This is a genomic window from Cupriavidus sp. 01L46, from assembly GCF_056399905.1.
Window position 1 is genome coordinate 1 of the sequence record NZ_JBFTSF010000102.1, and the last position, 22,939, is coordinate 22,939.

The 22,939-nt window shown below is 67.8% G+C and carries 19 protein-coding genes and 1 pseudogene; 8 read left to right on the forward strand and 12 right to left on the reverse strand.

The window, feature by feature from the left end; genetic code table 11:
* Both AC1DS3_RS19125 and AC1DS3_RS19130 read left to right on the forward strand, forming a co-directional pair.
* Positions 1–2,894, forward strand: a 2,894-nt coding sequence (locus AC1DS3_RS19125) for a DNA translocase FtsK (RefSeq protein WP_477127718.1), incomplete at its 5' end; no start/stop codon positions are given.
* A gap of 34 nt (positions 2,895–2,928) precedes the next feature.
* Complete coding sequence (locus AC1DS3_RS19130) at positions 2,929–3,297, forward strand: cupin domain-containing protein (protein WP_441634932.1); 369 nt, start codon at positions 2,929–2,931, stop codon at positions 3,295–3,297.
* A 19-nt stretch (positions 3,298–3,316) separates the two neighbouring features.
* Here the strand turns inward: AC1DS3_RS19130 and AC1DS3_RS19135 are convergent.
* The 9 genes and pseudogenes from AC1DS3_RS19135 to AC1DS3_RS19175 all read right to left on the reverse strand — a co-directional run bounded on the left by AC1DS3_RS19135 (position 3,317) and on the right by AC1DS3_RS19175 (position 13,953).
* Positions 3,317–4,437 (reverse strand): annotated as a pseudogene (locus tag AC1DS3_RS19135) (CMD domain protein).
* Between the two features lie 45 nt (positions 4,438–4,482).
* Positions 4,483–5,781, reverse strand: a complete 1,299-nt coding sequence (locus tag AC1DS3_RS19140; protein WP_441634934.1) for an acyl-CoA thioesterase/bile acid-CoA:amino acid N-acyltransferase family protein — start codon at positions 5,779–5,781, stop codon at positions 4,483–4,485.
* A gap of 12 nt (positions 5,782–5,793) precedes the next feature.
* Positions 5,794–7,368 carry an ABC transporter substrate-binding protein gene (locus tag AC1DS3_RS19145; protein ID WP_441634936.1) on the reverse strand — a complete coding sequence of 525 codons (1,575 nt, stop codon included), beginning with the start codon at positions 7,366–7,368 and terminating at the stop codon, positions 5,794–5,796.
* Between the two features lie 59 nt (positions 7,369–7,427).
* The gene (locus tag AC1DS3_RS19150; protein ID WP_441634938.1) at positions 7,428–8,465 is read right to left on the reverse strand and encodes an ABC transporter ATP-binding protein; all 1,038 of its coding nucleotides are present in this window, start codon (positions 8,463–8,465) and stop codon (positions 7,428–7,430) included.
* Positions 8,462–9,484: an ABC transporter ATP-binding protein gene (locus AC1DS3_RS19155; RefSeq protein ID WP_441634940.1), complete on the reverse strand. Its 1,023-nt coding sequence runs from the start codon at positions 9,482–9,484 to the stop codon at positions 8,462–8,464. The genes AC1DS3_RS19150 and AC1DS3_RS19155 overlap by 4 nt, the downstream gene beginning before the upstream one ends.
* A complete protein-coding gene (locus AC1DS3_RS19160; protein WP_441634942.1) occupies positions 9,481–10,422 on the reverse strand; it encodes an ABC transporter permease in 942 nt (313 codons plus the stop codon). Before AC1DS3_RS19160 ends, AC1DS3_RS19155 begins: the two co-directional genes overlap by 4 nt.
* Positions 10,419–11,405: an ABC transporter permease gene (locus tag AC1DS3_RS19165; RefSeq protein WP_441634944.1), complete on the reverse strand. Its 987-nt coding sequence runs from the start codon at positions 11,403–11,405 to the stop codon at positions 10,419–10,421. The genes AC1DS3_RS19160 and AC1DS3_RS19165 overlap by 4 nt, the downstream gene beginning before the upstream one ends.
* Positions 11,402–12,907, reverse strand: coding sequence for an NAD(P)-binding domain-containing protein (locus AC1DS3_RS19170; RefSeq protein WP_441634946.1), 1,506 nt, complete (start codon positions 12,905–12,907; stop codon positions 11,402–11,404). The genes AC1DS3_RS19165 and AC1DS3_RS19170 overlap by 4 nt, the downstream gene beginning before the upstream one ends.
* Positions 12,904–13,953 (reverse strand): LysR family transcriptional regulator, encoded by a 1,050-nt coding sequence (locus AC1DS3_RS19175; protein ID WP_477127719.1) that lies wholly within the window; start codon positions 13,951–13,953, stop codon positions 12,904–12,906. Before AC1DS3_RS19175 ends, AC1DS3_RS19170 begins: the two co-directional genes overlap by 4 nt.
* Before the next feature lie 252 nt (positions 13,954–14,205).
* Here AC1DS3_RS19175 and AC1DS3_RS19180 point away from each other — a divergent pair, with 252 nt between their 5' ends.
* On the forward strand, positions 14,206–15,717 hold the full coding sequence (locus AC1DS3_RS19180) for a glycine betaine ABC transporter substrate-binding protein (protein WP_441635004.1): 1,512 nt from the start codon (positions 14,206–14,208) through the stop codon (positions 15,715–15,717).
* A 6-nt stretch (positions 15,718–15,723) separates the two neighbouring features.
* Here the strand turns inward: AC1DS3_RS19180 and AC1DS3_RS19185 are convergent, their stop codons facing one another.
* On the reverse strand, positions 15,724–17,139 hold the full coding sequence (locus AC1DS3_RS19185) for an aminotransferase-like domain-containing protein (RefSeq protein WP_477127720.1): 1,416 nt from the start codon (positions 17,137–17,139) through the stop codon (positions 15,724–15,726).
* Between the two features lie 187 nt (positions 17,140–17,326).
* Here AC1DS3_RS19185 and AC1DS3_RS19190 point away from each other — a divergent pair, with 187 nt between their 5' ends.
* The 3 genes from AC1DS3_RS19190 to AC1DS3_RS19200 all read left to right on the forward strand — a co-directional run bounded on the left by AC1DS3_RS19190 (position 17,327) and on the right by AC1DS3_RS19200 (position 20,498).
* Positions 17,327–17,512 (forward strand): DUF2970 domain-containing protein, encoded by a 186-nt coding sequence (locus tag AC1DS3_RS19190; RefSeq protein ID WP_150990214.1) that lies wholly within the window; start codon positions 17,327–17,329, stop codon positions 17,510–17,512.
* Between the two features lie 138 nt (positions 17,513–17,650).
* The gene (locus tag AC1DS3_RS19195; RefSeq protein WP_441634952.1) at positions 17,651–18,955 is read left to right on the forward strand and encodes a c-type cytochrome; all 1,305 of its coding nucleotides are present in this window, start codon (positions 17,651–17,653) and stop codon (positions 18,953–18,955) included.
* Positions 18,956–18,992: 37 nt separating this feature from the next.
* Positions 18,993–20,498 carry an NAD(P)-binding protein gene (locus tag AC1DS3_RS19200; protein WP_477127721.1) on the forward strand — a complete coding sequence of 502 codons (1,506 nt, stop codon included), beginning with the start codon at positions 18,993–18,995 and terminating at the stop codon, positions 20,496–20,498.
* Between the two features lie 24 nt (positions 20,499–20,522).
* Here the strand turns inward: AC1DS3_RS19200 and speG are convergent, their stop codons facing one another.
* Positions 20,523–21,065, reverse strand: a complete 543-nt coding sequence (gene speG / locus AC1DS3_RS19205) for a spermidine N1-acetyltransferase (RefSeq protein ID WP_441634956.1) — start codon at positions 21,063–21,065, stop codon at positions 20,523–20,525.
* A 182-nt stretch (positions 21,066–21,247) separates the two neighbouring features.
* Positions 21,248–22,033 carry a TatD family hydrolase gene (locus AC1DS3_RS19210; RefSeq protein ID WP_477127722.1) on the reverse strand — a complete coding sequence of 262 codons (786 nt, stop codon included), beginning with the start codon at positions 22,031–22,033 and terminating at the stop codon, positions 21,248–21,250.
* Between the two features lie 221 nt (positions 22,034–22,254).
* Here AC1DS3_RS19210 and AC1DS3_RS19215 point away from each other — a divergent pair, with 221 nt between their 5' ends.
* Both AC1DS3_RS19215 and AC1DS3_RS19220 read left to right on the forward strand, forming a co-directional pair.
* Positions 22,255–22,590, forward strand: a complete 336-nt coding sequence (locus tag AC1DS3_RS19215; protein ID WP_441634960.1) for a helix-turn-helix domain-containing protein — start codon at positions 22,255–22,257, stop codon at positions 22,588–22,590.
* On the forward strand, positions 22,580–22,933 hold the full coding sequence (locus AC1DS3_RS19220) for a HipA N-terminal domain-containing protein (protein WP_477127723.1): 354 nt from the start codon (positions 22,580–22,582) through the stop codon (positions 22,931–22,933). Before AC1DS3_RS19215 ends, AC1DS3_RS19220 begins: the two co-directional genes overlap by 11 nt.
* Positions 22,934–22,939 lie beyond the last annotated feature (6 nt).

The following is a 22,939-nucleotide window of genomic DNA, read 5'->3' on the forward strand; positions in this document are numbered from 1 at the left end:
CCCCCAGCCAGCCGCAAGCCACCAGCCCGGCAGCCGCGCGCGCGGCATCCGTCGCGGCGGCGGCTAGTGCCGCGGCGGCAACGCAGGCCCGCGCAGCCAGTCCTGCCCCGGCCGCGGCTGCACGGGCGACCGTGGCCAGCAGCCCGGTGCGCCAGCCGCAGATGAGTGCACGCTCGGCCATCACAACGCTGCCGCAAGCCAATGCGCGGCCCGCCCAGCCCGCTGCGGCAAAGAGCGTGACGACAGCTGCCGCGGTGCGGCCGGTTGTCGTGCCCGCTGTTGTACCCGTTGTCATGCCGGTTGGGCAGGCCGACGATGCGCGCCAGCACCAAAGCGAACAGGTTGCCGCCGTGCCAGCAGGGCCGGCAGCGTCCGAAGCGCTGCCCCGCCAGGCGCAGGAAACGCAAGTGCTGGAGGCCGAGGCCGTCCCCGCTGCGGCGCCCGCCGAGCCGCGACCTATGGCGGTGCTGTCCACCGAGGACATTGCCATTTCCGCCGCCGCACCCTTTGAGGCCCCGCAGATTGCGGAGCCGCGCGCGGAATCCCCCGGCGAAGCCGCGACGCCCTCCGTGACGCTGGATGCGCTCCGCCTGGAAGCCGAGGCGCTGATGGCGGAGCTGAGCGCACTGGCCAGCGCCTGGAAGCCGGCGCGGCCTGCTGCTCCGGCGGCTGACGCGCAGCTGGAGCCGGAAGCCGCTCCTGCCGCCGCCGCGGTTGTCGCGGAGGCAGCCACCGATGTTGTCACCGATGCCGTAAGCGAGGTCGCCGCGCCGGTCGTGGCTGAGGCCCTGCTCGAAATCCCGGTCGATGCAACAGCCGAAGCAACAGCCGAAGCCAGCGACGAAGTCGTTGCCGAACCGTCTGCCGTGGATGCCGAAGCGGCTGTCCCGGCCGAGCCCGAGGCGGTTGCACTGCCAGAGGTTGCCCTGGCGCCCGAGGTGGACGAACCGGCAATGGCTCAGGAGCCGGCAGGCGCCGCCGAGCCGGAAGTAGAAGCACAAGCTGCGCCGACGGCGGAAGCCGCGCCTAATATCGTGTTCGTTCAGGATGCCGAAGCTGACCTGGAGCCCATCGCCGGCTCCGACCCCGAACCTGAAGAAGCCACGGAAGAGATCGCTGAAGGCGTTCTCGATGCCAACCTGCTGGTCGAGCACCGCAGCGAGGTTAGCGCTGCCAGCCCCGCGCCTGCGATAGAAGAAACGCCGGCTCCGCTGCCCGAAACATTGCCAGCCACGCCGCCGGCGCCCAAGCCGCGCATCGTGCTGCCGGCCGTGGTCGGCAAGATGGTGGCGCTCGATGCGCCGGTAGCGGCCGCCGCACCCGCCGCATTCGCCGTAGCCACCGCACCTGCAGCGGGTACAGTGCCGGCGTCGCAAGTGATTGCCGTCACGCCGCCGCCGTCCCGTATTTCGGACTACCGCTTGCCGGACCTGGGCCTGCTGGAAACCGCCACGGCTGACATCCAGCAGGTGACCGAGGAGCAGTTGCAGGAAACCGGCAACCTGATCGCGCAACGCCTGGCGGAGTTCAAGGTGCCGGTGTCGGTGGTCGGCGCCTCGGCCGGCCCGGTCATCACGCGCTTCGAGGTGGATCCCGCCATGGGCGTGCGTGGCGCGCAGGTGGTCGGCCTGATGAAAGACCTGGCGCGGGCGCTGGGCGTGACCTCGATCCGCGTGGTCGAGACCATTCCCGGCAAGACCTGCATGGGCCTGGAGCTGCCGAACGCGCGGCGCCAGATGATCCGCCTGTCCGAGATCGTGGCCGCCTCATCGTTCCTCGCGCATAGCTCGCACCTGGTGCTGGCGATGGGCAAGGACATCACCGGCAACCCGGTGGTGACCGATCTCGCACGCGCGCCGCACCTGCTGGTGGCCGGCACCACCGGCTCGGGCAAGTCCGTGGCGGTCAACGCCATGATCCTGTCCTTGCTGTACAAGGCCACGCCGGACGATGTGCGCCTGATCATGATCGACCCCAAGATGCTGGAGCTGTCGGTCTACGAAGGCATTCCGCACCTGCTTTCACCGGTGGTGACCGACATGAAGCAGGCCGCGCACGCGCTGAACTGGTGCGTGGGCGAAATGGAAAAGCGCTACCGCCTGATGTCGGCGCTGGGCGTGCGCAACCTGGCCGGCTTCAACCAGAAGATCCGCGCCGCCGAGGCCGCGGGCGAGCACGTGCCCAATCCGTTCTCGCTTACGCCCGATGCGCCCGAGCCGCTGCGCACGCTGCCATTCATCGTGGTGGTGATCGATGAGCTGGCCGACCTGATGATGGTGGCCGGCAAGAAGATCGAAGAACTGATCGCGCGGCTGGCGCAGAAGGCCCGTGCCGCCGGCATCCACCTGATCCTGGCCACGCAGCGCCCGTCGGTGGATGTGATCACCGGCCTGATCAAGGCCAACATCCCTACCCGGGTGGCGTTCCAGGTCTCGTCCAAGATCGACTCGCGCACCATCCTCGACCAGATGGGCGCCGAGAGTCTGCTGGGACAGGGCGACATGCTGTTCCTGCCGCCGGGCACCGGCTATCCGCAACGCGTGCACGGCGCCTTTGTGGCTGATGACGAAGTGCACCGCGTGGTGGAGCATTGGAAGCAGTTCGGCGAGCCCGACTACGACGAGGCGATCCTCGCGGGCGATCCCGCCGAGGCCGCGGCGTCGGACCTGTTCGGCGAAGGTGGTGGCGACGTGGAGGCCGACCCGCTATACGACGAAGCGGCCTCCTTCGTGCTGACCAGCCGGCGGGCCTCGATTTCCGCCGTGCAGCGCCAGTTGCGCATTGGCTACAACCGTGCGGCGCGCCTGATCKAGCAGATGGAAGTGGCGGGACTGGTCTCGCCGATGGGCCGCAACGGCGCGCGCGACGTGCTCGCGCCAGGCCCGGGCGATTGACGTTGGCGGCAGGCGTGCCGCCCAACCGGAGACGATGATGGATGCCAAGGGCAACCCGCCGCCTGTGCTGCAGGGCAACCTGCTGGCGCAGGCGCCGGTCGACAGGACCGCCGAGCGCTTCGAAGCCTTGCTGGAGCGGCCCGGCCTGAAGATCGAGCGCATCGTCTCGAACGGCCAGGCCAGCCCGGAGGGCTTCTGGTACGACAGCGCGCAGGACGAATGGGTGCTGCTGGTCAGCGGCAGCGCGGGCCTGCACCTGGATGGCGAGGCCGAGCCGCGCACGCTCGCGCCCGGCGACTACCTGCATCTGCCGGCGCATTGCCGRCATCGCGTGGCGTGGACGGATGCCGCCCAGTCGACGGTCTGGCTCGCGGTGCATTGCGAGCCGGCCACGCAGGGCTGACTAGCGTCAGCGCACGGCGTTAACTCTCCACAGCCGGAAATACCGGCTCCCCCAGATTCAGCATCAACCGGTTCGCCCACGCAAAGATGGCGATCGAGTGAATCAGGTCGAGGATCTCGGCATCGCTCACACCCACCTCGCGCAGCGCGCGCAAGGTGTCGGCATTCACCGCATCCGGCCGCTCGGTCAGCGCGATCGAGAACTTGGAGATCGCCTGCTCGCGCGCGGTGGTGCCCGCCGTATGCGGGTCCTCGAACACCTGCGTGATCACATCGTTGCGCTTGGCCAGTTGCTCGAAGCGCTGGGCATGCACCGACGCGCAGTACACGCAGCCGTTGATGCGCGACACCACCGTGCTGGCMAGCTCGCGCTCGGCACGCGCCATGCCGCCGGGGGCGTACATGATGGCGTTGAAGGCGGTGGAGCGCTGGCGCAGGATTTCGGCCTGATGCACCAGGAACAGGTAGTAGTCCGACACCTTGGCCTTGGGATGGCTTTCTTCCAGCACCGCGATCTGCTCAGGCGTGGCCTGGTCCACCTGGACCACGTCCAGCCAGGCCTTCCAGTCGAGCACCTCGTTGGTGAAACCGTTTGCCTTGATGGGTGCGCTCATGCTGCGGCCTCCTGGGATTGCAGGGTGTTCAGGGCCTTCAGGCCGGCTACCAGGCGCACCTGGTAGGACAGGAAGGCGATCAGTTGCGCCAGCGTTACCACGTCGGGCGTGGCCAGGCCGGCGGCGGGCAGGGCCTTGAGGGCAGCTTCGTCGCCCGCTACCGGGTTCTCGATCAGCGTGCGGGTGAAGGCGAGCATGGCGCGCAGGCGCGGATCGGCCAGCGAATCCGGATTGCCTTGCCCGGCCACGGCGACCAGGGCGGCATCGGCGCCGGCTTGCGCCAGGCGCGCGCTGTAATGCGCAACCAGTTCCGGCGCGGGCGTGAGGCGCGCGGCGTACAGCGCCACCAGCAGGCGCTCGGTCAGCGGCAGGCCGGGCAGGGCGGGATCGAACAGCGCGTCATAGCTGCCCTGCGTCGCGGCGGCGACCTTCTCGCGCTGATGGCGCAGTGCGTGGGTGGCCGAGCCGGCGGCGAGGCCGGCTACGTTGTCCACCACGTCGGTGGTAGCTGGATTGGCTTGGGTCATGATGGGGTTCTCGGTCTTGACTCAGTGATTTTGTTGTTCGGCAACTCAGGCTTGGCCAGCGTGGCGCGCCACGGCGCGCGCCAGGAAATCCCGCACGCCGATCCACGATTGCTCGTCCGCCACGGCATTCGCCGCTGGCGTGCCGCCGGTGGTGCTGATGCGCCTGGATACCGGATGCGCATAGACCATTTGCGTGGTCGGCACATACGGGAAGAGGATGGCGTGGCCGGCTTGCTCGAAATCAAGATGTTTGACGTCGTGCGCATGCCCCACTTCGGCCAGCTTGGCCGCCACCATGCGCGCATACAGGCTGGAAGGCCAGGAACCGTCGTCGGTCCCCGACAGCAGCATCACCGGCCCGCGGATCGCTTCCACGCGGATGCGGGCGCGCGCCACCGCTTCGGGGTCTTGCAGCGCGGTCAGGATGGCGCGTTCATGCCGGTGTGGCGCCGGGCCTTCATCAAACGGGGCCCAGCTTGCCGTGCGGTTGTTCTCCCACACGTGCGGCAGCGGCTTGCCGTGGTGCAGCCAGGCGGGGCCTTCACGGCCGCTGGCGGGATCGGCGGCGTTTTGCGCGCTGTGCACCACCGCGCCAGGCACGTAGCCGATCACAGCCGAGACCAGCTCGGGGAAGGTTGCGCCCAGCAGCAGCACAAGCTCGCCGCCACGCGACTGGCCCGACAACGCGATGAAATCGTGCGCAGGCCGGACGTGTTCGCGGATCCAGTGCAGGCCGCGCTCGAAGTACTCCAGCGGCGTGTTGGAGATGTAGTCCGATAGCCCCGGCGCCTTGAAGTACGCCAATGCCAGCGCAGCGTACCCGCGCGAGGCATAGAGCGCGGCGCGCGGCTCGTTGATGCCGCCGCCCGAGCCGTTGAGCACCATCACCGCCGGATGCGGCCCGGGGCCCGCGGGCAGGTAAAGCGTGCCGACCAGGCCGTCCTCGCGCACGTCCCGGCGGGTCACGCCGGCAGCCGCCAGGCGCTGCACCAGTTCGCCGCGTGCTTGCGCGCCATCGGCCCGCATCGTGACCTCGGTCACGAGCGGCCGGTTGGCGTCTGCATGGAACTGCTCGCGGCTGTCGCTATCGACCGGACTCTGGGACCACAGCAGGCCCATGGGGCTCACGCCCGTGTAGCTGCCCGAAAGCGGCGCGTCGCGCTCCAGGTCCACGGTGCCGGCGGCGTCCGCCGCGAACGTGGCTTCGCTGGCCCAGGCAAGCTCCCGCCCACGCAGCGTGCGCGTGGCGATGGCAATGGTTTCGCCGGGACGCAGTCCCGACACGGAAATCCGCCGCGCGACGTCGATCAGGTCGTCGGCCGGGGTGATGTGAAGCTGTGCCATGTTCGCCCCGCCTTACTTGCCGTCGCGCGTGACCATCATCGCCGCGGTGCGGTCGCTGGTCATCGGCGCCACCTTCAGGCCCTTCCTGGCGGCCCAGATGTTCTGGTAGTGGTAGAGCGGCAGCATGCCCACGTCGTCCGACACCAGCTTGACCGAACGGCGCAGGATGGCCTCGCGCTTGGGCACATCGAACTCGGCGGTGGATTCGTCCAGGGCCTTGTCCACGGCCGGGTTGCTGTAGTGGCCCCAGTTGGAGGCGCCCAGGCCTTTCTTGGCATCCACGGTGGCCAGCACATTGACCAGCGCATAGCTGGCCTCGCCGGTGCCGTTGCCCCAGGCCAGCATGCTGACCGCGTATTCGTTCTTGTTGGCGCGGCCAGAGTAGACCGACCAGGGCACCACTTCCACCTGGGTCTTGACGCCGACGCGGGTCCAGAACTGGGCAACCGCCTGCGCGGTCTCCGGGCCTTGCGGGTAGCGGTCGTTGGGCGCGTGGATGGTCAGCTTGAAGCCATCCTTGAACCCGGCCTCGGCCAGCAGTTTCTTGGCCTGTTCCGGATCGAAGGGGATGTCCTTGACCTCCGGGTTGTAGCCGAAGGTGTTTTTCGGCATCCACTGGTTGGCCACGCTGGCCGTGTTCTGCAGGATGCGGCCCACCACCGCCTGCCGGTTGATGGCGAGCGACAGGGCGCGGCGCACACGTACGTCCAGCAGCGGGTTCTTGTCCAGCGGCTTGCCGGCATTGTCAGTGATGTAGGGATTGGGGCCGGGCTTGAAGCTCGGCTGCAGCAGCATCACGCGCAGGCCGGCATAGGGAAACACGCTGATGTTGGGCGATTGCTTGAGCTTGGCCAGGTCCGACACGGAGACTTTGTCGATCACATCGACGTCGCCGGACAACAGCGCGGCGGTGCGCGCCGGGCCGTTGTTGATGTAGCGGTAGCTGACCTGCTGCCAGGCCGGCTTGCCGCCCCAATAGCCATCATTGCGCGCCATCATCACGCGATCGCCCGGCGTGTAGGAGATGAACTTGTACGGACCGGTGCCGACCACGGCGCGGCCGCTGTTGTAGTCCTCGGTGCTGGACTTCTCGCCGACGTGCTTGCTGACGATATGGATCGAGGCCAGGTTCAGGGGCAGATCCGGATTCGGGATATTGGTCTTGATGACCAGGGTGTACGGATCCTTGGCATGCATCGACTCGATGGTGCGCAGGTAGCCCGCGTACGACGCCACGCTGCCCGGCACATTGCGCGCGCGCTGGTAGGAGAAGATCACGTCCTCCGCGCCGAAGGGCTTGCCGTCCTGCCACTTCACGTCGCGGCGCAGCTTGAACTCCCAGGTCTTGTCGTCCAGCGCTTTCCACGACAGGGCCAGCCCCGGTTGCAGCTTGTTGTCCTTGTTTTCGATCAGCAGGTCCCAGAAATGCAGGTCGACGGAGCGGTCGCCGGCATGGTTGTTGAGCTGCGGGTCCAGCGACGAAAGCGGATCGGCAAAAGCGATCGACAGGGACTGCGCGGAGGCCGCGCCGGCGCAGAGCATGGTGGCAACGGCGGCGCTGATCGAGAGGGACAGCAGGCGTTTCATGGGCAGGTTTCCTCGGGGCGTGAGAAGGGTTGAGAGGCGTGGCGCGCACTAGCCAACAGTCAGCCCGCCTCGTTCAGGTGGCAGGCGCTGAGATGGTTCACGGCGATGCCGCGCAGGCGCGGCACTTCGGTCCGGCAGCGCGCCATGGCATGCGGGCAGCGCGGATGGAAGTGGCAGCCCGGTGGCGGCGCCAGCGGGCTGGGGATCTCGCCTTTGATGGCGGTGAAGGTCTTGTGGCGCGCGTCCAGGCGCGGGATTTCCGCCAGCAGCGCCTGTGTGTATGGGTGGTTGGGCTGCCGGAAGATCTCTTCCGTCGGCGCGCTCTCCACCACGCGGCCCAGGTACATGATGACCACGCGGTCCGATACATGCTCGACCACGCCAAGGTCGTGGCTGATAAAGAGATAGGTCAGGCCAAGCTGCTCGCGCAGGTCCATGAACAGGTTGAGCACCTGCGCCTGGATCGACACGTCCAGCGCGGCCACCGCTTCGTCGCACACCAGCAGTTCCGGCTGCACGGCCAGCGCGCGTGCAATGCCGATGCGCTGGCGCTGCCCGCCGCTGAACTGATGCGGGTAGCGCTGGCGCAGGGCCGGGTCCAGCCCGGCGCGCTCCAGTTGGGCGCCGACGTAGTCGTCGAAGCCGGCCGCATCCACCAGGCCGTGCAGGCGCGCGCCTTCTCCGACAATGCGGTCCACGCGCAGGCGCGGGTTGAGGCTGGCGTACGGATCCTGGAACACCATCTGGATCTTTAGCCGCAGTGCGCGGCGGGCGCTGGCGTCCAGGCTTTCGATGCTCTGGCCGTCCACGCGGATTTCCCCCGCTGAAGGTGGCAGCAGGCCGGCCACCATGCGGCCAAGCGTGGACTTGCCGCAGCCGGATTCGCCGACCAGGCCGACCACTTCGCCACGGCGGATCTGCAGGTCCACGCCATCCACGGCATGCGTGACCGGCGCGGGTACCGACCAGCCCATGCGCTGCAGCGCGAGGCCAATGCGCCCGGGATGCTGCTCGCCAAAGCGCTTGGCGAGATGGCGGGCATCGATCAGGGCGGGTAATTGCGGCTGCCCGCCGGCAGCGTGTTCAGTCGGCTTCATGCGAACTCCGCGGCAATGGCCGGTTGGCCCGGATGGAAGCAGCGCACCTGGCGCATGGCCTGCGGCGAGGTGATGGCGGGCGCCAGCACGCAGGCCTCGGAGACGCGCGGGCAGCGCGCCGCGAAGGCGCAGCCGGGCGGCATCGTCAGCAGGTTGGGCGTCATGCCAGGGATCTGGCGCAGCCGCTGGCCGCGCTTGTTCAGGCTGGGCAAGCTGCCGATCAAGCCGGCGGTGTAGGGGTGCAGTGGATGGTCCAGCACGGCATCGACCGGCCCTTGCTCGACGATGCGGCCGGCGTACATCACGGCGACTTCATCGGCCAGCCCGGCCACCACGGACAGGTCGTGCGTGATCCAGATCAGCGCGGTGCCGTGCTGGCGCGCCAGCTTCTGCACCTCGGACAGGATCTGCGCCTGGATGGTGACGTCCAGCGCGGTGGTGGGCTCGTCGGCAATGATCAGGTCGGGCCGGTGCAGCATGGCGATGGCAATCGCCACGCGCTGGCGCATGCCGCCGGAGAGCTGGTGCGGATAGGCGCGCAGGCGCTCCTCCGGGCTGGGGATGCCCATCATGCCTAGCGTGTCGCGCGCCAGTTCGCGCGCCAGTTCGCGCGCCTGTTTGTGGCTCGCCGGGCTATGCGCACGCACCGCCTCGATCATCTGGGCGTCCACCCGCATTACGGGGTTGAGCGTCATCATCGGATCCTGGAAGATCATCGCGATGCGGTTGCCCTGCAACTGGCGCAGCTCCGCAGGCCGCATGCTGGTCAGCTCGCGTCCCTGGAACAGGATTTCGCCGCCGACAATGCGTCCCGGCGGGTCCACCAGGCCCATGATGGAAAACCCCGTGACCGATTTGCCGGAGCCGGATTCGCCCACCAGCCCGAGAATGCGGCCGCGCGGCACGGTGAAGGAGACGTCGTCGACTGCCGGCAGCACGCCGGCGCGGGTTTCGAAGTGCGTGCGCAGGTGGCGGACCTCCAGCGTCGGCACGGCGTTGTTGATGTCCGGCGCCGTCATTTCTGCAACCTCGGGTTGAGCACGTCGCGCAGGCGGTCGCCCACCAGGTTGATGGCCACCACCGTGACCAGCAGCGCGATGCCGGGGAAGAAGCTGATCCAATACTCGTCGGACAGCATGAACTGGTAGCCGTTGGCGATCAGCAGGCCCAGCGAAGGCTCGGTCACCGGCACGCCCAGGCCAAGGAACGACAGCGTGGCCTCCAGCGTGATGGCACGCGCCACCTGGAGCGAGGCAATCACGATCAGCGGCGGCAGGCAGTTCGGCAGGATATGGCCCACCACGATGCGCCAGTTGGAAATGCCCTGGCCGCGAGCGGCTTCCACGTACTCGCGCCGGCTTTCCACCAGTGCCTGGCCGCGCGCGGCGCGGGCGTAGTAGGCCCACTCCAGGATCACGAGCGTGAGCACCACATTGGTCACGCCCTTGCCGAGGAAGGCCAGGATCATCATCGCGACCAGGATCGACGGGAACGACAGCAGCAGGTCCACGGTGCGCATGATCACGCTGTCCACCCGGCCACCGGCATAGGCGGCCAGCAGGCCAAGCAGGGTGCCGATGACGCCGGCGATCAGCGCCGAGCCCACGCCCACGCTCAGGCTGATGCGCAGGCCGTAGAGGATGCCCGAGAAGATGTCGCGCCCCTGGCCGTCGGTGCCGAGCCAGTAGCTGTAGGTGCCGGTGCCGCTCGCCGTGCCGGGCGCGAGGCGCGCGTCCATGACGTCGAGCTGGAGCAGGTCATACGGATTCTGCGGGGTGACCAGCGGGGCAAAGACCGCGGCCAGCACCAGGGTCCCCAGCAGCACCAGGCCGAACACAGCCGTGCGCGAGGCAAAGAAATCCGCCGCCATCCGGCGCCACGGCGATTCGCGGCGCAGCGCCTGGGGCGCCGCCGGAGCGGCTGTGGCGGCTTTGGCGGGGTTGTCGATGGCGCTCATGTGGCGGCCTCCAGCCGCACGCGCGGGTCGAGCAGCTTGTAGAGAATGTCCACGATCAGGTTCAGCGTGACAAACAGGCACACCACCACAATCAGGTAGGAAACGATCACCGGGCGGTCGAGCGCATTGATGCTGTCGAGGATCAGCTTGCCGGCGCCGGGCCAGGCGAAGATGCTCTCGGTCACCACCGCAAACGCGATGGTCGAGCCGAACTCCAGCCCCAGCACGGTGACCAGCGGAATCATCGTGTTGCGCAGCACATGGCCCAGCACCACGCGGATCGGCGACAAGCCCTTGGCGCGCGCGAACTTGACCCAGTCCTGCGGCAGCACCTCGCGCACGCCGGCGCGGGTCAGCCGCAGCACCAGCGACACCTTGAACAGCGACAGGTTGATGGCCGGCAGGATCAGGTGGCGCAGGCCGTCGGTGGTGAGCCACGACCACGGCACGCCCAGCCACTCGGCAGTGGCGCCGCGCCCGCCCGATGGCAGCCAGCCCAGCCTCACGCTGAAGGCCATGATCATCATCAGCCCGACCCAGAAGGTCGGCAGCGAGAAGCCGACAATGCTGCCGGTCATCAGCAGGCGCGAGACCGGATGCTCCGGATACAGCCCGGCAAAGAGGCCGCAGGGCACGCCCACCAGCACCGCCAGCAGCAGCGCCGCCACGGCGAGCTCCAGCGTGGCGGGCAGCCGCTGCAGGATCAGCTGGATGGCGGGCACGTTATAGACAAAGCTGTTGCCCAGGTTGCCGTGCAGGGCGCCTTGCAGGAAGGCGAGATACTGGCGCCAGAGCGGCTGGTCCAGCCCTAGCCTGGCGATGATGCGCGCGCGCTCGACCTGGTCCACGTCCTGGCCGATCAGGATATCGACCGGGTTGCCGATCGCGTGCAGGCCGGCGAACACGATCACCGTCATCGCCAGCACGACCAGCAGCGCTTGCGCCAGCCGCTTGGCCAGCCATCGGATCGGCCAGCGGCTCATGATGCGTTCGCCGCGTCGCTGGGCAGCGCCGGAGGTGGCCCGGCGGGGACCCACTCATCGCCGAACACCTCGGGCTCGCCGAAGGCTTCCATATTGGCGTAGTGCAGCGCCACGTCCTCCTGGTAGAGCAGCGCGGCGATGCCTTGGCCGAGGCGCCTGGCGCCGTCGCTGATGGCGGGGATGTCGCCCGATACGGTGCCGTGCGTCAGYGCCGCCGGATAGCAGAAGCAGTGGATGCGCGACAGGCCGGGGCATGCGTGCGTCGTCTTCTCCAGGAATTCGAAGGCCGGGCCGAGATCCGGCGAGTCCGACAGTTCCTGGTCTTCCTGCCCCGGGGCCGGCGTGTAGCGGTCGCGCCAGTAGCGGATATGGCGGGCGAAGGCGCTGAACTCCTCGCGCGTCTCCAGCGCGATGCGAAAGCCCGTGGAGAAGATCAGGAAATCCAGCTCGAACGCGCCCTTGGGCGTATGCACCAGCAGCGCGCCGCCGGCTTGCTCGATGCGCTCGATGGGGCAGGCCAAGTTGAAGCGAGCGTTCTCGTGCCGGGAGACGCGCAGCGTGCTGCCGCGCGGTGGTGGCACCTGCTGCGCGTTGATGTAATGGCGGATGCGCCATTTCCAGTCATCCGGCAGGCTCGGGTGGCCATGCGTGAGGCCGGGGTTGCCCGCGCCCTTGCCCTTGTTGACGCGCGGGATGTCGCCGCGCCGGATCAGCAGGTCCACGCTGGCCGCGCCCGCTTCCAGCGCGGTGGCGGCACTGTCCATGGCCGACGCGCCGGCGCCGATCACGCCCACGCGCTTGCCACGCAAGGTGCTGTAGTCGAACACATCGCTCGAGTGCGCCCAGCGCGAGCGCGGCAGGTCCTGCGCGAAGGGCGGCACATGCGCGCCGCCCAGGCCGTCGCGGCCGGTGGCCAGCACCACGCGGCGCGCCAGCACGCTCAGCGCGCCGGCGGGCGCGCGGATTTCAAGCGCCACCAGGCCATCGGGGCGGGGCACCACGCGCTCGACCCCATGTTGGTTGCGCACGTCCAGGTCCAGCACCCGGCGGTACCAGCGCAGGTAATCCATCCATTGCAGGCGCGGGATCTTGTCCAGCGCCTCCCAGGCCACCGTGCCGAACTGGGCCTCGAACCAGGCGCGGAAGGTCAGGGCGGGCAAGCCGAGCGCGGGGCCGGTGAGTTGCTTGGGCGAGCGCAGCGTTTCCATGCGCGCGGTGGTGGCCCACGGGCCTTCGAAGCCTTCCGGCGAACGGTCGAAGATGCGCGCGTTGATGCCCAGGTGCTTGAGCGTAGCCGCCGCGGCCATGCCGGCCATGCCGCCGCCGATCACCGCAACGTCCAGCACCGGCTCGCCGTCATGCGTGCGCGCCACGGTCCAGCTTTTGGCCGGGAGTTCCAGCCAGGACAGGTCCTGGCGCAGGCGCGCTTCCAGGGCGGCAAGGCCGGCGGTGTTGGCGGCGTTGGCGGCGGTGGCCGGGAAGGTGTCAGCGGGCGAGTTCATAGGTCGGTGTGTTCCGTGTCGTAGGGCGTGCCGGCGGCCGGCTCGGTGGCGTCGCCATACAGCGCTTGCAGCAGCGCACCGTGCTGTTCCGGGCCGCGCTGGGTGAAATCCGGCAGCAGCGCTCGGGCCGCATCGGCCAGCGTGTCGATCAGCGCCAACACCGCCGCGCTGGCCGGCCTGGCCTGCGGGGTGATCACGCCAAAGTAAAAGGGAATGTCGGCATCGATCGGACGCACCACGATATCGGCCAGCGGCACGCCGCGCGCGGTCACTGGCTCCAGCACGGCAATGCCCAGCCCGGCGCGCACGGCGGTGAGCGCATTGAGCGAGGAGTTGGTGTCGATCAGCGCGGCCGGCTCCACCCCGGCGCGGGCAAACGCCTCGTCCAGGCGGCGGCGCAGCCGGTAGGGGTTCTGCATGGTGACGATGYGCCGGCCGCTGCAAGCGGACAGCGGAATCGTAGCCAGCGCCGCCAGGGGATCGTCGGCACGCACCGCGGCCACGCAGGCAGCCTGCCCGATCCAGTGCACGGTGACGCCRCGATGCTCCAGCGGCAGGCTGGTCAGKCCGATCTCGGCCGCGCCGGTCAGCACCGAATGCACGACTTTTTCGGGGGAGGCGCTATTGATATGGATGTGGCTGGCGTGGGCTGCCCCGCTTACCGCTCCGGCCGCCCCGGCCGCCCCGGCCATCGCATGGTCCGGCTGGTGGCCGGCCAGGGCCAGGGGCAATAACCCGGCCGCCAGGGCCGGCGTGGCCGCGATCTGCAGCGAGCGGTTTTCCTCGCGGGCGATTTCGGCGGCGCGGGCGCGGATCTGCTGCAGGCCAACCAGCGCGTGCTCCACGTCCTCGTACAGCAGGAAGCCGCGCTCGGTCGGGCTGACGCGCGGCCCGCTGCGGGCGAACAGGGCAAAGCCGATCTCGCTTTCCAGCTCCTGGATCAGGCGCGTGATGGCCGGCTGGGAGCGCCCCAGCAGGCGCCCGGCGGCGGTCACGCTGCCGCTGGTCATGACTGCCGCGAAGGCTTCCAGTTGCCGGATTTCCATGGGGGCCCGAGTTGCTGATGCTATGTATGTGTTTTGTGGATTCTCGCCCCGCTAGCATTCGGATTGCAAATACTATTTTCGTATGTGCTCATGCGGCACAAAGTGGGTGCGCGCCGGCCTCGCCGTCGCGGCCATGCACGTATCATGTGATGAACCGGCCCAGCCGTCCGCGAGCCACGCACCATGCTCAGGAGAGCGCTTCATTTGACCTTGCAACCCGGAATCCCCCGCCGTGCCGAGCCTTGGCCGGCCATGCTCCTGTGCTGGGCATTGGCCTGTTTGTCGCTGCTGGCCCCAGCCGGCACGGCCTGCGCCGATACCCTGCGGGTCGGCTCCAAGCGCTTTACCGAGTCCTACATCCTCGGGGAGGTGCTCACCCAGACCGCCGCGGCCCAAGCCAGTGCGCAGCACACGCCCGGCCTTGGCAATACGGCAATCGTGTTCGAGGCGCTCAAGGCCGGCAGCATCGACCTCTACCCCGACTACACCGGCACCGTTTCCAGTGAAATCCTCAAGCTGCCCGTCGGCGCTACCCTGGCGCAGATCAACCAGGCGCTGGCGCCGCTGGGCCTGGCGGCGGGGATTCCGCTTGGCTTCGAGAACACCTATGCGCTTGCCGTGGAGGAGCGCAAGGCCCAGCGGCTCGGGCTGGCGTCGCTGGGCGACCTGGCCGCGCAGCCGCAACTGCGCCTCGGGCTGTCGCATGAATTCCTGGGCCGGGCAGACGGCTGGCCCGGGCTGGCGCGGCGTTACGGCTTGCCCCAGCGGCCCCTGGGGCTGGACCACGGCGTGGCCTACGAAGCCCTGGCCAACGGGCAGGTCGATGCCATCGATATCTATTCCACCGACGCGAAGATCCGCAGATACGGCCTGCGCGTGCTGACGGACGACCGCCATTACTTCCCCCGCTATGACGCCGTGGTGCTGTACCGCCTGGACCTGCCGCAGCGCTTCCCGGCCGCCTGGCAGGCGTTGACGGGGCTGGCCGGAAAGGTGAGCGCGGCGGACATGATCGCCATGAATGCGGCGGCGGAACTGGATGGGCAATCCTTTGCGACCGTGGCGCGGGCCTTCCTGGCGCATGGCAATGCCGGCGCGGAGGATGCAGCGGCAGGCGCGCGGGCGGGCCTCGCCGGCACCTTGTTCGGGCGCGATACCTTGCGGCTGACCAGCCGCCATCTGGCCCTGGTGCTGGGCGCGGTTGGCGCGGCCACCTTGCTGGGCGTGCCGCTGGGCATCGTCGCCGCACGCCGGCAGCGGCTGGGGCAGTTGCTGATGGCCACGGTGAGCGTGCTGCAGACCGTGCCGTCGCTGGCCTTGCTGGCGATGCTGATCCCGCTGCTGGGGCGCATCGGCGTGTGGCCGGCAATGGTGGCGCTGTTCCTCTATGCGCTGCTGCCCATCGTGCGCAACACGCTGACCGGCCTTCAGCAGGTGCCAGCCGGCATGCGCGAAGCGGCGCGTGCCCTGGGTTTTACGCCCGGCCAGGTGCTGCGCTATGTGGAGCTGCCGCTGTCGATGCCCGTGCTGCTGGCTGGCATCAAGACCGCCGCCATCATCAGCGTGGGCACCGCCACGATTGCCGCCTTCGTCGGTGCCGGCGGCTATGGCGAGCGCATCGCCACCGGGCTGGCGCTGAACGACCATGTGCTGCTGATGGCGGGCGCCATCCCCGCCGCGGTGCTTGCGCTGCTGGTACAGGCTGGGTTCGAGCTGGGGGAGTGGTATCTGGGCAGGCATGCCCGGGGCGGGACGGTAACCTGACGGGCCTTATTGCAATTGGGCCTTCGCCAGCTCGCCCAGCTTGGCCACGGCGGCTTCCACGGCGTCGCTCCACAGGTGGCCATAGTTCAGCCGGATGCAGTTGCGATAGCCTTGGCGCGCTGAAAAGATCGGGCCCGGCGCAATGCCGATGCCATGTTCCAGCGCCGCGCGATGCAGCGCCAGCGCATCGAATCCGGCCGCAAACTCCACCCACAGGAAGTAGCCGCCGGCGGGCTGCGAGACCCGCACGTTCTCCGGGAAATGCCGGCCGATGGCCGCGATCAGCTGACCCTGCTGCATCTCCAGCAGATGGCGCAAGCGCCGCAGGTGCTTGTCGTAGCCGCCGTTCTGCAGGTACTCGGCCAGCGCCACCTGCGTGGGCACGCCTGCCGACAGCGTGGTCATCAGCCGCAGCCGCTTGATCGCCTCGCCATACTGCCCGGGGGCCACCCAGCCCACCCGGAAGCCCGGCGCGAGCGTCTTGGAAAACGAGCTGCAGTGCATGACCAGGCCTTCCTGGTCGAAGGCCTTGGCGGGCAGGGGGCAGCGATTGCCGAAATACAGCTCGCCGTAGACGTCATCCTCGATCAGCGGTACGCGGTGGCGCGCCAGCAAGGCGACCAGCGCCTGTTTCCTGGCCTCGGACATGCTCGCGCCCATTGGATTCTGGAACTGCGTCATGAACCAGCAGGYCTTGATCGGATGGCGCTGGAGCGCGGCATCCAGCGCGTCCAGGTCGATGCCTTCGCGCGGGTCCACCGGGATCTCCACCGCGCGCAGGCGCAGCCGCTCCAGCGCCTGCAGCGCAGCATAGAAGCCGGGGGACTCGATCGCTACCACGTCGCCGGGCTGCGTCACCGCCATCAGGCACAGATTTAGCGCTTCCAGCGCGCCGTTGGTCACAATGATCTCATCGGTGGGCTGCGGCGCGCCCGCGCCGAGGTAGCGCAGGCCGATCTGCTGGCGCAGGGCAAGGTGCCCGGCCGGCATGTCGTTGACCGAATACCAGGGATCGAGCTCGCGCCCGGCCCGGGCCAGCGATTTGCCCAGCCGCTCCCAGGGGTAAAGCTCGGGCGAAGGGAAGGCCGAGCCAAGCTGGATGAGCTGCGGATCGCGCGCGGCGTCCAGCACGGAGAAGACCAGCTTGGAAATATCAACGTCGGTCGAAACCTGGTGCGACGGCCGCACGGCGGGTTGCGGCAGCGGCCGGCCGACCTGGCCGGTCACGTAATAGCCGGAGCGCTCGCGTGCCCGCACCAGGCCGCGCTCCTCCAGCCGGTAGTAAGCTTGGAACGCGGTAGCGGGGCTCACGCCGAACTGGGTCACGGTCTTGCGGATCGAGGGCATCTTGGTGCCGGGCGGCAGGTTGCCGTTGCGAATGTCTTTGGCCAGCGTTTCCGCCAGTTCTTCGTAGCGCTTCATGGGGGCAGGGGGCGTTGCCGTGGCGTTGCGATGAGCGCAGTATCAGGCGCTCAAACTGATACGCAAAATTATCGCAGATCTGATTCTGTTATTCCTTGCCAGCCAACGACATAATCCCGCGTAACTACCAAAAGCCAAAGCGCCGCAAGGTCATGCGGCGGTTGGCAAGCATGTAAGGAAGAGCGAAATGAACCCCTTGAGATTGGTGCTGACGGTGTTGTGGGGATTCTTTGGCCTGCGCAAGGGCCAGGAACATATGCGCGACCTGCAGGCCGTGCGGCCGGTGCCGCTGATCCTGACGGGCGTGGCGCTGGCGGCGGGGCTGGTGCTGCTGCTCGTGTCGCTGGCGCACTGGGCGGTGACGCACGCCTGAGCTGCGAGCCCGCCAATTCCTCCCGTGCCTTTGGGGCCATCCAGGCCCGCAACCACGAAGTACAGCCTGCCATGCGCGGGCTGTGCACGTTCGCCGTACCGAATGCCACTGCGGCGCTTAAAACGATAATCAGCCCCCATGAGCCTTGCCACAAGGCGGTTTTCCGCTACCGTTGCCTTTGTTGTCCTATTGCTGGCGCCATGCTTCGCGGCGGCGGCTGACGCCCCCGGCGCCGCGCAGATCGAGCGCGGCCGCTACCTGGCCAAGGTTGCCAATTGCGCAGCCTGCCACACCAGCGCCGGCGGCGCGCCGTTTGCCGGCGGCTTGCCATTGAAGACCGGCGTCGGCACCGTCTACTCGACCAACATCACGCCTGACGTGGACAGCGGCATTGGCGCTTACTCGTTCGAGGAATTCGACCGCGCGCTGCGCGAGGGCGTGGCCAGGCATGGCAAGCGGCTGTATCCCGCCATGCCTTACCCGTCCTACGCCAAGCTCGCCGAGCCCGATGTGCAGGCCCTGTACGCTTATCTGCGCGCCGAAGTGAAAGCCGTACGGCAACAAACCGCCGAGCCCGAGATGCGCTGGCCGTTCGGCATGCGCTGGCTGCTGCGCGTCTGGAACTGGCTGTTCCTGGAGTCCGGCCCGGTTCCTGCCAATGCGGGTCAGAGCGTCGCGTGGAATCGCGGGGCTTACCTGGTCCAGGCGGTGGGCCACTGCGGCGCATGCCATACGCCGCGCGGCAGGCTGATGGCCGAGAAGGGGCTGGACGAGCGCAGCCGGTACTTCCTGGCCGGCGCCAGCGTGGAAGGCTGGGCCTCTACCAACCTGCGCGGCGATCCGCGCACCGGGCTGGGCGCCTGGTCGCGCGAGGACATTGCCGAATACCTGCATACCGGCCGCAATGCACATGCGACTTCCTTCGGGCCGATGTCCGAGGTGATCGCGTCGTCCACGCAGTTCATGACACGCCCGGACCTGGACGCCGTTGCGGTGTACCTCAAGTCCGTKCCCGGCGCGCGCAGCGACGAAACGCCGTATGCCTATGACGCCAATACGGCCGACACGCTCGCGCAAGGCCGTTTCGACGCTACCGGCGCGCGCCAGTATGCCGAGTTCTGCATGCCTTGCCATGGCGCCAACGGCAAGGGCTTTGCCCGCGTTTTCCCACCGCTGGCGGGCAATCCGACCGTGGTGGATCCCGACCCGGCCTCGCTGGCCAACCTGCTGCTCGATGGCGCCGTGACGGCGCGCGTGGGCACCGCGGCCACCGATTACCACATGCCCGGCTATGGCTGGACGCTAGACAACCAGGAACTGGCGAATGTGCTGACCTTTATCCGCACCGGCTGGGGCAACCAGGCCAGCCCGGTCAAGGAAGCGACTGTCGCCGCCCGCCGCGCCGCGCTCGGGCGCCAGCGCGACGCCGCCGCAACCCGTTGAGCCCGCGCGCCACCTACATCAAGCGAATCCTATTGCCATGACCATCACGCGCAGAGACTTCCTCAACGGCGCCGCACTCACCATTGCTGCGGGGCTGGCGCCGTCCCAGCTATTGCAAGCCGCCGAACGCGGTGCCGGCTACCCGCCCGCGCTGACCGGACTGCGCGGCAACCATGCGGGCACCTATACGCTCGCGCACAGCCTGGCGCGTGAGGGCGCCAAGTATCCCGCCGTCATGGCGCGCGAAGTCTACGACCTGGTGGTGGTGGGTGGCGGGCTCAGCGGGCTGGCGGCCGCGTGGTTCTACCAGCGCCGCTTTGGTGCCGGCAAGCGCATCCTGATCCTGGACAACCACGACGATTTCGGCGGGCACGCCAAGCGCAACGAGTTCACCGTGCGCGGGCAGAAGCTGGTGACGTACGGCGGCAGCGCCGAGATGCCATCGACCGCGCTGGACAGCCGCGCGGTGGCCACGCTGCTGGCCGGCCTCGGTGTGGACGCGAAGCGCCATCAAGCCGCCGAGCGCGACCCTTACCGCGAGCTGGGCATGGGCCGCTCGGTGTTCTTCGACCAGGAGCATTTCGGCCGGGACCAGTTGCTTGCCGGCGATCCGTTTGCGGGGCTGATCGATGCCCGCAATGGGATATCCGGGATATCCGGGATAGCTGCGCAGGGGACAGGCACGCAGCCTGCGGATGCCGCCGCCTTCAAGGCCTTCCTCGACAAGGCACCGTTGCCTCAGCAAGACCGAGCCGCGCTGGCGCGGCTCGCCGACGGCGGCACGGATTACCTGGCTGGCATGAGCGAGAGCGAGCGGCTGGCCTACCTGAAGCGCACCAGCTACGCGGCGTTCCTGCGCGAGAAGGCCGGCCTGGGGCTGGATGGCCAGCGCCTTTTTCGCAGCCGCAGCAACGATGCCTATGCACTCGATGCCGACGGCGTGTCCGTGTTCGACGTGCTGGCCATCGGCCTGCCGGCGGGCAAGAACATGCCACTGCGCTCCGACGTGAAGGCGCCCGTGGTCTACACCAAGGTGGCGCTGGACAACTGGCGTGCCTTCGAGGCGCTCAAGACCAGCCGCATCCACGCACCGGCCATGGCCTACACCGACCTGTGGCTGGAGAATCCAGCCGGCGCGCGTCCGGCCGATCCGGTGGTGCTGCATATGCTTTATGTGCCCACCGTGCCGGACAGCGGCATGCAGGCGCGCGAGCGCTTTCGCGCGGGGCGCGCCTTCTTGCTGGGTACGCCGTTCAGCGAGCTGGAGAAGGGCGTGCGCAGCCAGCTTGATCGCATGCTGGCGCCAGGCGGCTTTGCCGGCAAGGACGTCATCCGGGGCATCACGGTCAACCGCTGGGCGCACGGTTACAGCTATATGCCCAACAGCTTGTTCGAGGAAGAAGCGGCGGCGCAGGCCGTGCTGGATCGCTCGCGTGCCCGCGCCGGCAACGTGGTGATCGCCAATAGCGACAGCGCGGGCAGCCCGTCGTTGACGTCCGCCATTGATCAGGCGTGGAGGGCGGTAGGCGAGTTGGCTGGCTGATGGGGGAAGCGCGGCAGCGCCTGTTCAGCGCTGCCGTGGTCGCGACACGAGGTAGTCGCGCTGGAAGGCGCACATGCGCAGTGCGTTGTGATATGCGCCATAGCTGAAGAATTCTTCCCGCAACTCGCCCTCACGCTGGAAGCCGCATTTCTCGTAGATGTGGATCGCCTTTTCGTTCTGCACGTCCACGATCAGGAACAGCTTATGCAGGTTCAGCACCATGAAGGCGTAGTCCATGGCAAGCCGCGTGGCCGTGCTGGCATAGCCGCGTCCCTGGCTGGCTGGCGCCACGATGATCTGGAACTCGCCGCGCCGGTGGATATGGTTCAGCTCCATCAGCTCGACCAGGCCGACGGCCTCGCCGTCCAGGTTCTCGCAGATGAAGCGGCGCTCGCGCTGGTCGTGCACGTGGCGGTCATATAGCTGCGACAGCTCGGTGAAAGTCTCGTACGGCTCCTCGAACCAGTAACGCATGATCTTGGCGTCGTTGTTGAGGCTGTGGACGAAATGCAGATGGCTGCGCTCCAGCGGGCGCAGGAGCAGGTTTTGGCCGGTTTCGGTCACCATCGGTGGGCCTTTCTTGATTATTTTTCGGTTGATGGGTCGGCCCAGGCCATCGTGGATCGGTTGGAGAAACAAGACTGGCCGGACGAAGGTCTTTTGGACTCGCCCGGCTATGGGCGGGTTCCAGTGTAATGCGCGCACGTTCAGGCGCAAAGCTTGAAGTGGCTGGTGTGGGGCGGAGCGCGTCAGGCCGGAATGCCAAACAGGCGGCGGCTGTTGCGGGTGCACTGATCGGCCACTTCGCGCATGCTCAGTCCCTTCAACTCGGCGACCGCTTGCGCGATCCAGGGAAGATTGGCGGGCTCGTTGTAAGGCCGCCGGTTCTTGTGGTTTTTCGGGCCGAGATAGGGCGCGTCCGTCTCCAGGTGCAGGTGCTCGAGCGGGATGGCTTGCACGGCCTCCCGCAGTGCCTGGCCGCGCTTGATATCCGTGACCCAGCCGGTGATGCCGATGTCCAGGCCTAACGCCACGAAAGCGGCCGCCTCGTCAGCTGCGCCGGTGAAGCAGTGCACCACGCCGTGGGCGCCCGCGCGCACGGCAGGTGCGACCATGGCGTAGAAATCGTCGAAGGCGTCCCGGCAATGGAGGAACAATGGCTTCTTCCAGCGCACTGCCGCCTCGAGCTGTGCCTCGAAGGCGTGGCGCTGGTCGGCTGGCGTAGAGAAGTTGCGGTTGTAGTCCAGCCCGCATTCCCCGATCGCCACCACGTCAGGGTCCTCCCAAAGCGCCTGGAGGGACTGCAGGACCGTTGGCGACCAATCCTTGGCGCTGTGCGGGTGGATGCYGGCCGTGGCAAAGAGAAAATGAGGATGCCGGCTGGCCAGGTCGCATGCCTTTCGGCTTGATTCCAGCGAGGTGCCGGTAGCAAGGATCCCGACCACGCCCGCTGCCGTGGCCCGCTCAAGGATCACGGCGGTGTGCGGGGCAATCTGAGAGGAGTGGAAGTTCACGCCAATGTCGATCAGGTGCATGTCTCGGGCTAAGGGTATGGGGTGGCTGGTGGTTCCGCAGGCATGCAGTCTAACCGCTTGGGTACCGTGTCCAGGTAATGCTCATAATGGTTCGGATATAGATCATTATGAGGGATGTGCTCACTATTGTTCTATTTGTGGCACGTTACCTTGACCTTTTCTTGTGTTTCATATACATTACATTAAATGCATTTCAAGGCTTAATGTTTTATAGGTGGCATATGAATCTCGCCGAACTGGGGGAAGCCTTTAAGCGCGCCAGGCTTCTTGCCAACAAGACCCAGCAGGAAATCGCGGATTCCAGCGGGGTGCCGCGTGCGCGGATCAGCCGGTTCGAGACCGGCGGCTTGCCGGAGCTGGGTGCCGTGAAGCTGCTGAGCCTGTTTGAAGCCGTCGGGCTTGAGCTGCTCGCACGGCCTGCCGGCCACCGAAGGACCCTTGACGACGTGCTGGCAGAGTCCGAAACAGGCAATGCCGCTGCGGGAGACCTCCGCCGGCGGGTCAGGCACGCCCACAACAAGCCCCAAGCAGCCACCGAGGGGCCGGATGAGCGCTAGCCAGGTACTGGACGTCTACGTGAATGCGACGCCCGTGGGCACGCTGGTCGAAGAGGCGCGCGCGAGCGTCTTCACCTACCTGCCAGACGTACAGGCGCACAACCTCGTCTCACTCCTGCTCCCAGCGCGGGCAGAGTCGTATAAATGGGCCGCCGGATTGCTGCCTTTTTTTCAGATGAACCTGCCCGAGGGCTACAAAAAGGACCTGGTGCGCCGAAAACTTGGCGCCCATGCCGACGTGAGCGACCAGGGCCTGCTGGCACTGACCGGCGCGAACGGAATCGGCAGGGTCAGGGTGGTGCCCCGTGGCGTATCGGGGTCTGGACCGACGGGTTCATCCTGAAAACCG

Bases quoted from the DNA above. Each gene is read 5' to 3' on its own strand.
- AC1DS3_RS19140 (WP_441634934.1), bottom strand. From the start codon at position 5,781: ATGGCACAGCTTCACATCACCCCGGCCGACGACCTGATCGACGTCGCG.
- AC1DS3_RS19145 (WP_441634936.1), bottom strand. From the start codon at position 7,368: ATGAAACGCCTGCTGTCCCTCTCGATCAGCGCCGCCGTTGCCACCATG.
- AC1DS3_RS19150 (WP_441634938.1), bottom strand. From the start codon at position 8,465: ATGAAGCCGACTGAACACGCTGCCGGCGGGCAGCCGCAATTACCCGCC.
- AC1DS3_RS19155 (WP_441634940.1), bottom strand. From the start codon at position 9,484: ATGACGGCGCCGGACATCAACAACGCCGTGCCGACGCTGGAGGTCCGC.
- AC1DS3_RS19160 (WP_441634942.1), bottom strand. From the start codon at position 10,422: ATGAGCGCCATCGACAACCCCGCCAAAGCCGCCACAGCCGCTCCGGCG.
- AC1DS3_RS19165 (WP_441634944.1), bottom strand. From the start codon at position 11,405: ATGAGCCGCTGGCCGATCCGATGGCTGGCCAAGCGGCTGGCGCAAGCG.
- AC1DS3_RS19180 (WP_441635004.1), top strand. From the start codon at position 14,206: ATGCTCCTGTGCTGGGCATTGGCCTGTTTGTCGCTGCTGGCCCCAGCC.
- AC1DS3_RS19190 (WP_150990214.1), top strand. From the start codon at position 17,327: ATGAACCCCTTGAGATTGGTGCTGACGGTGTTGTGGGGATTCTTTGGC.
- AC1DS3_RS19200 (WP_477127721.1), top strand. From the start codon at position 18,993: ATGACCATCACGCGCAGAGACTTCCTCAACGGCGCCGCACTCACCATT.
- speG (WP_441634956.1), bottom strand. From the start codon at position 21,065: ATGGTGACCGAAACCGGCCAAAACCTGCTCCTGCGCCCGCTGGAGCGC.
- AC1DS3_RS19215 (WP_441634960.1), top strand. From the start codon at position 22,255: ATGAATCTCGCCGAACTGGGGGAAGCCTTTAAGCGCGCCAGGCTTCTT.
- AC1DS3_RS19220 (WP_477127723.1), top strand. From the start codon at position 22,580: ATGAGCGCTAGCCAGGTACTGGACGTCTACGTGAATGCGACGCCCGTG.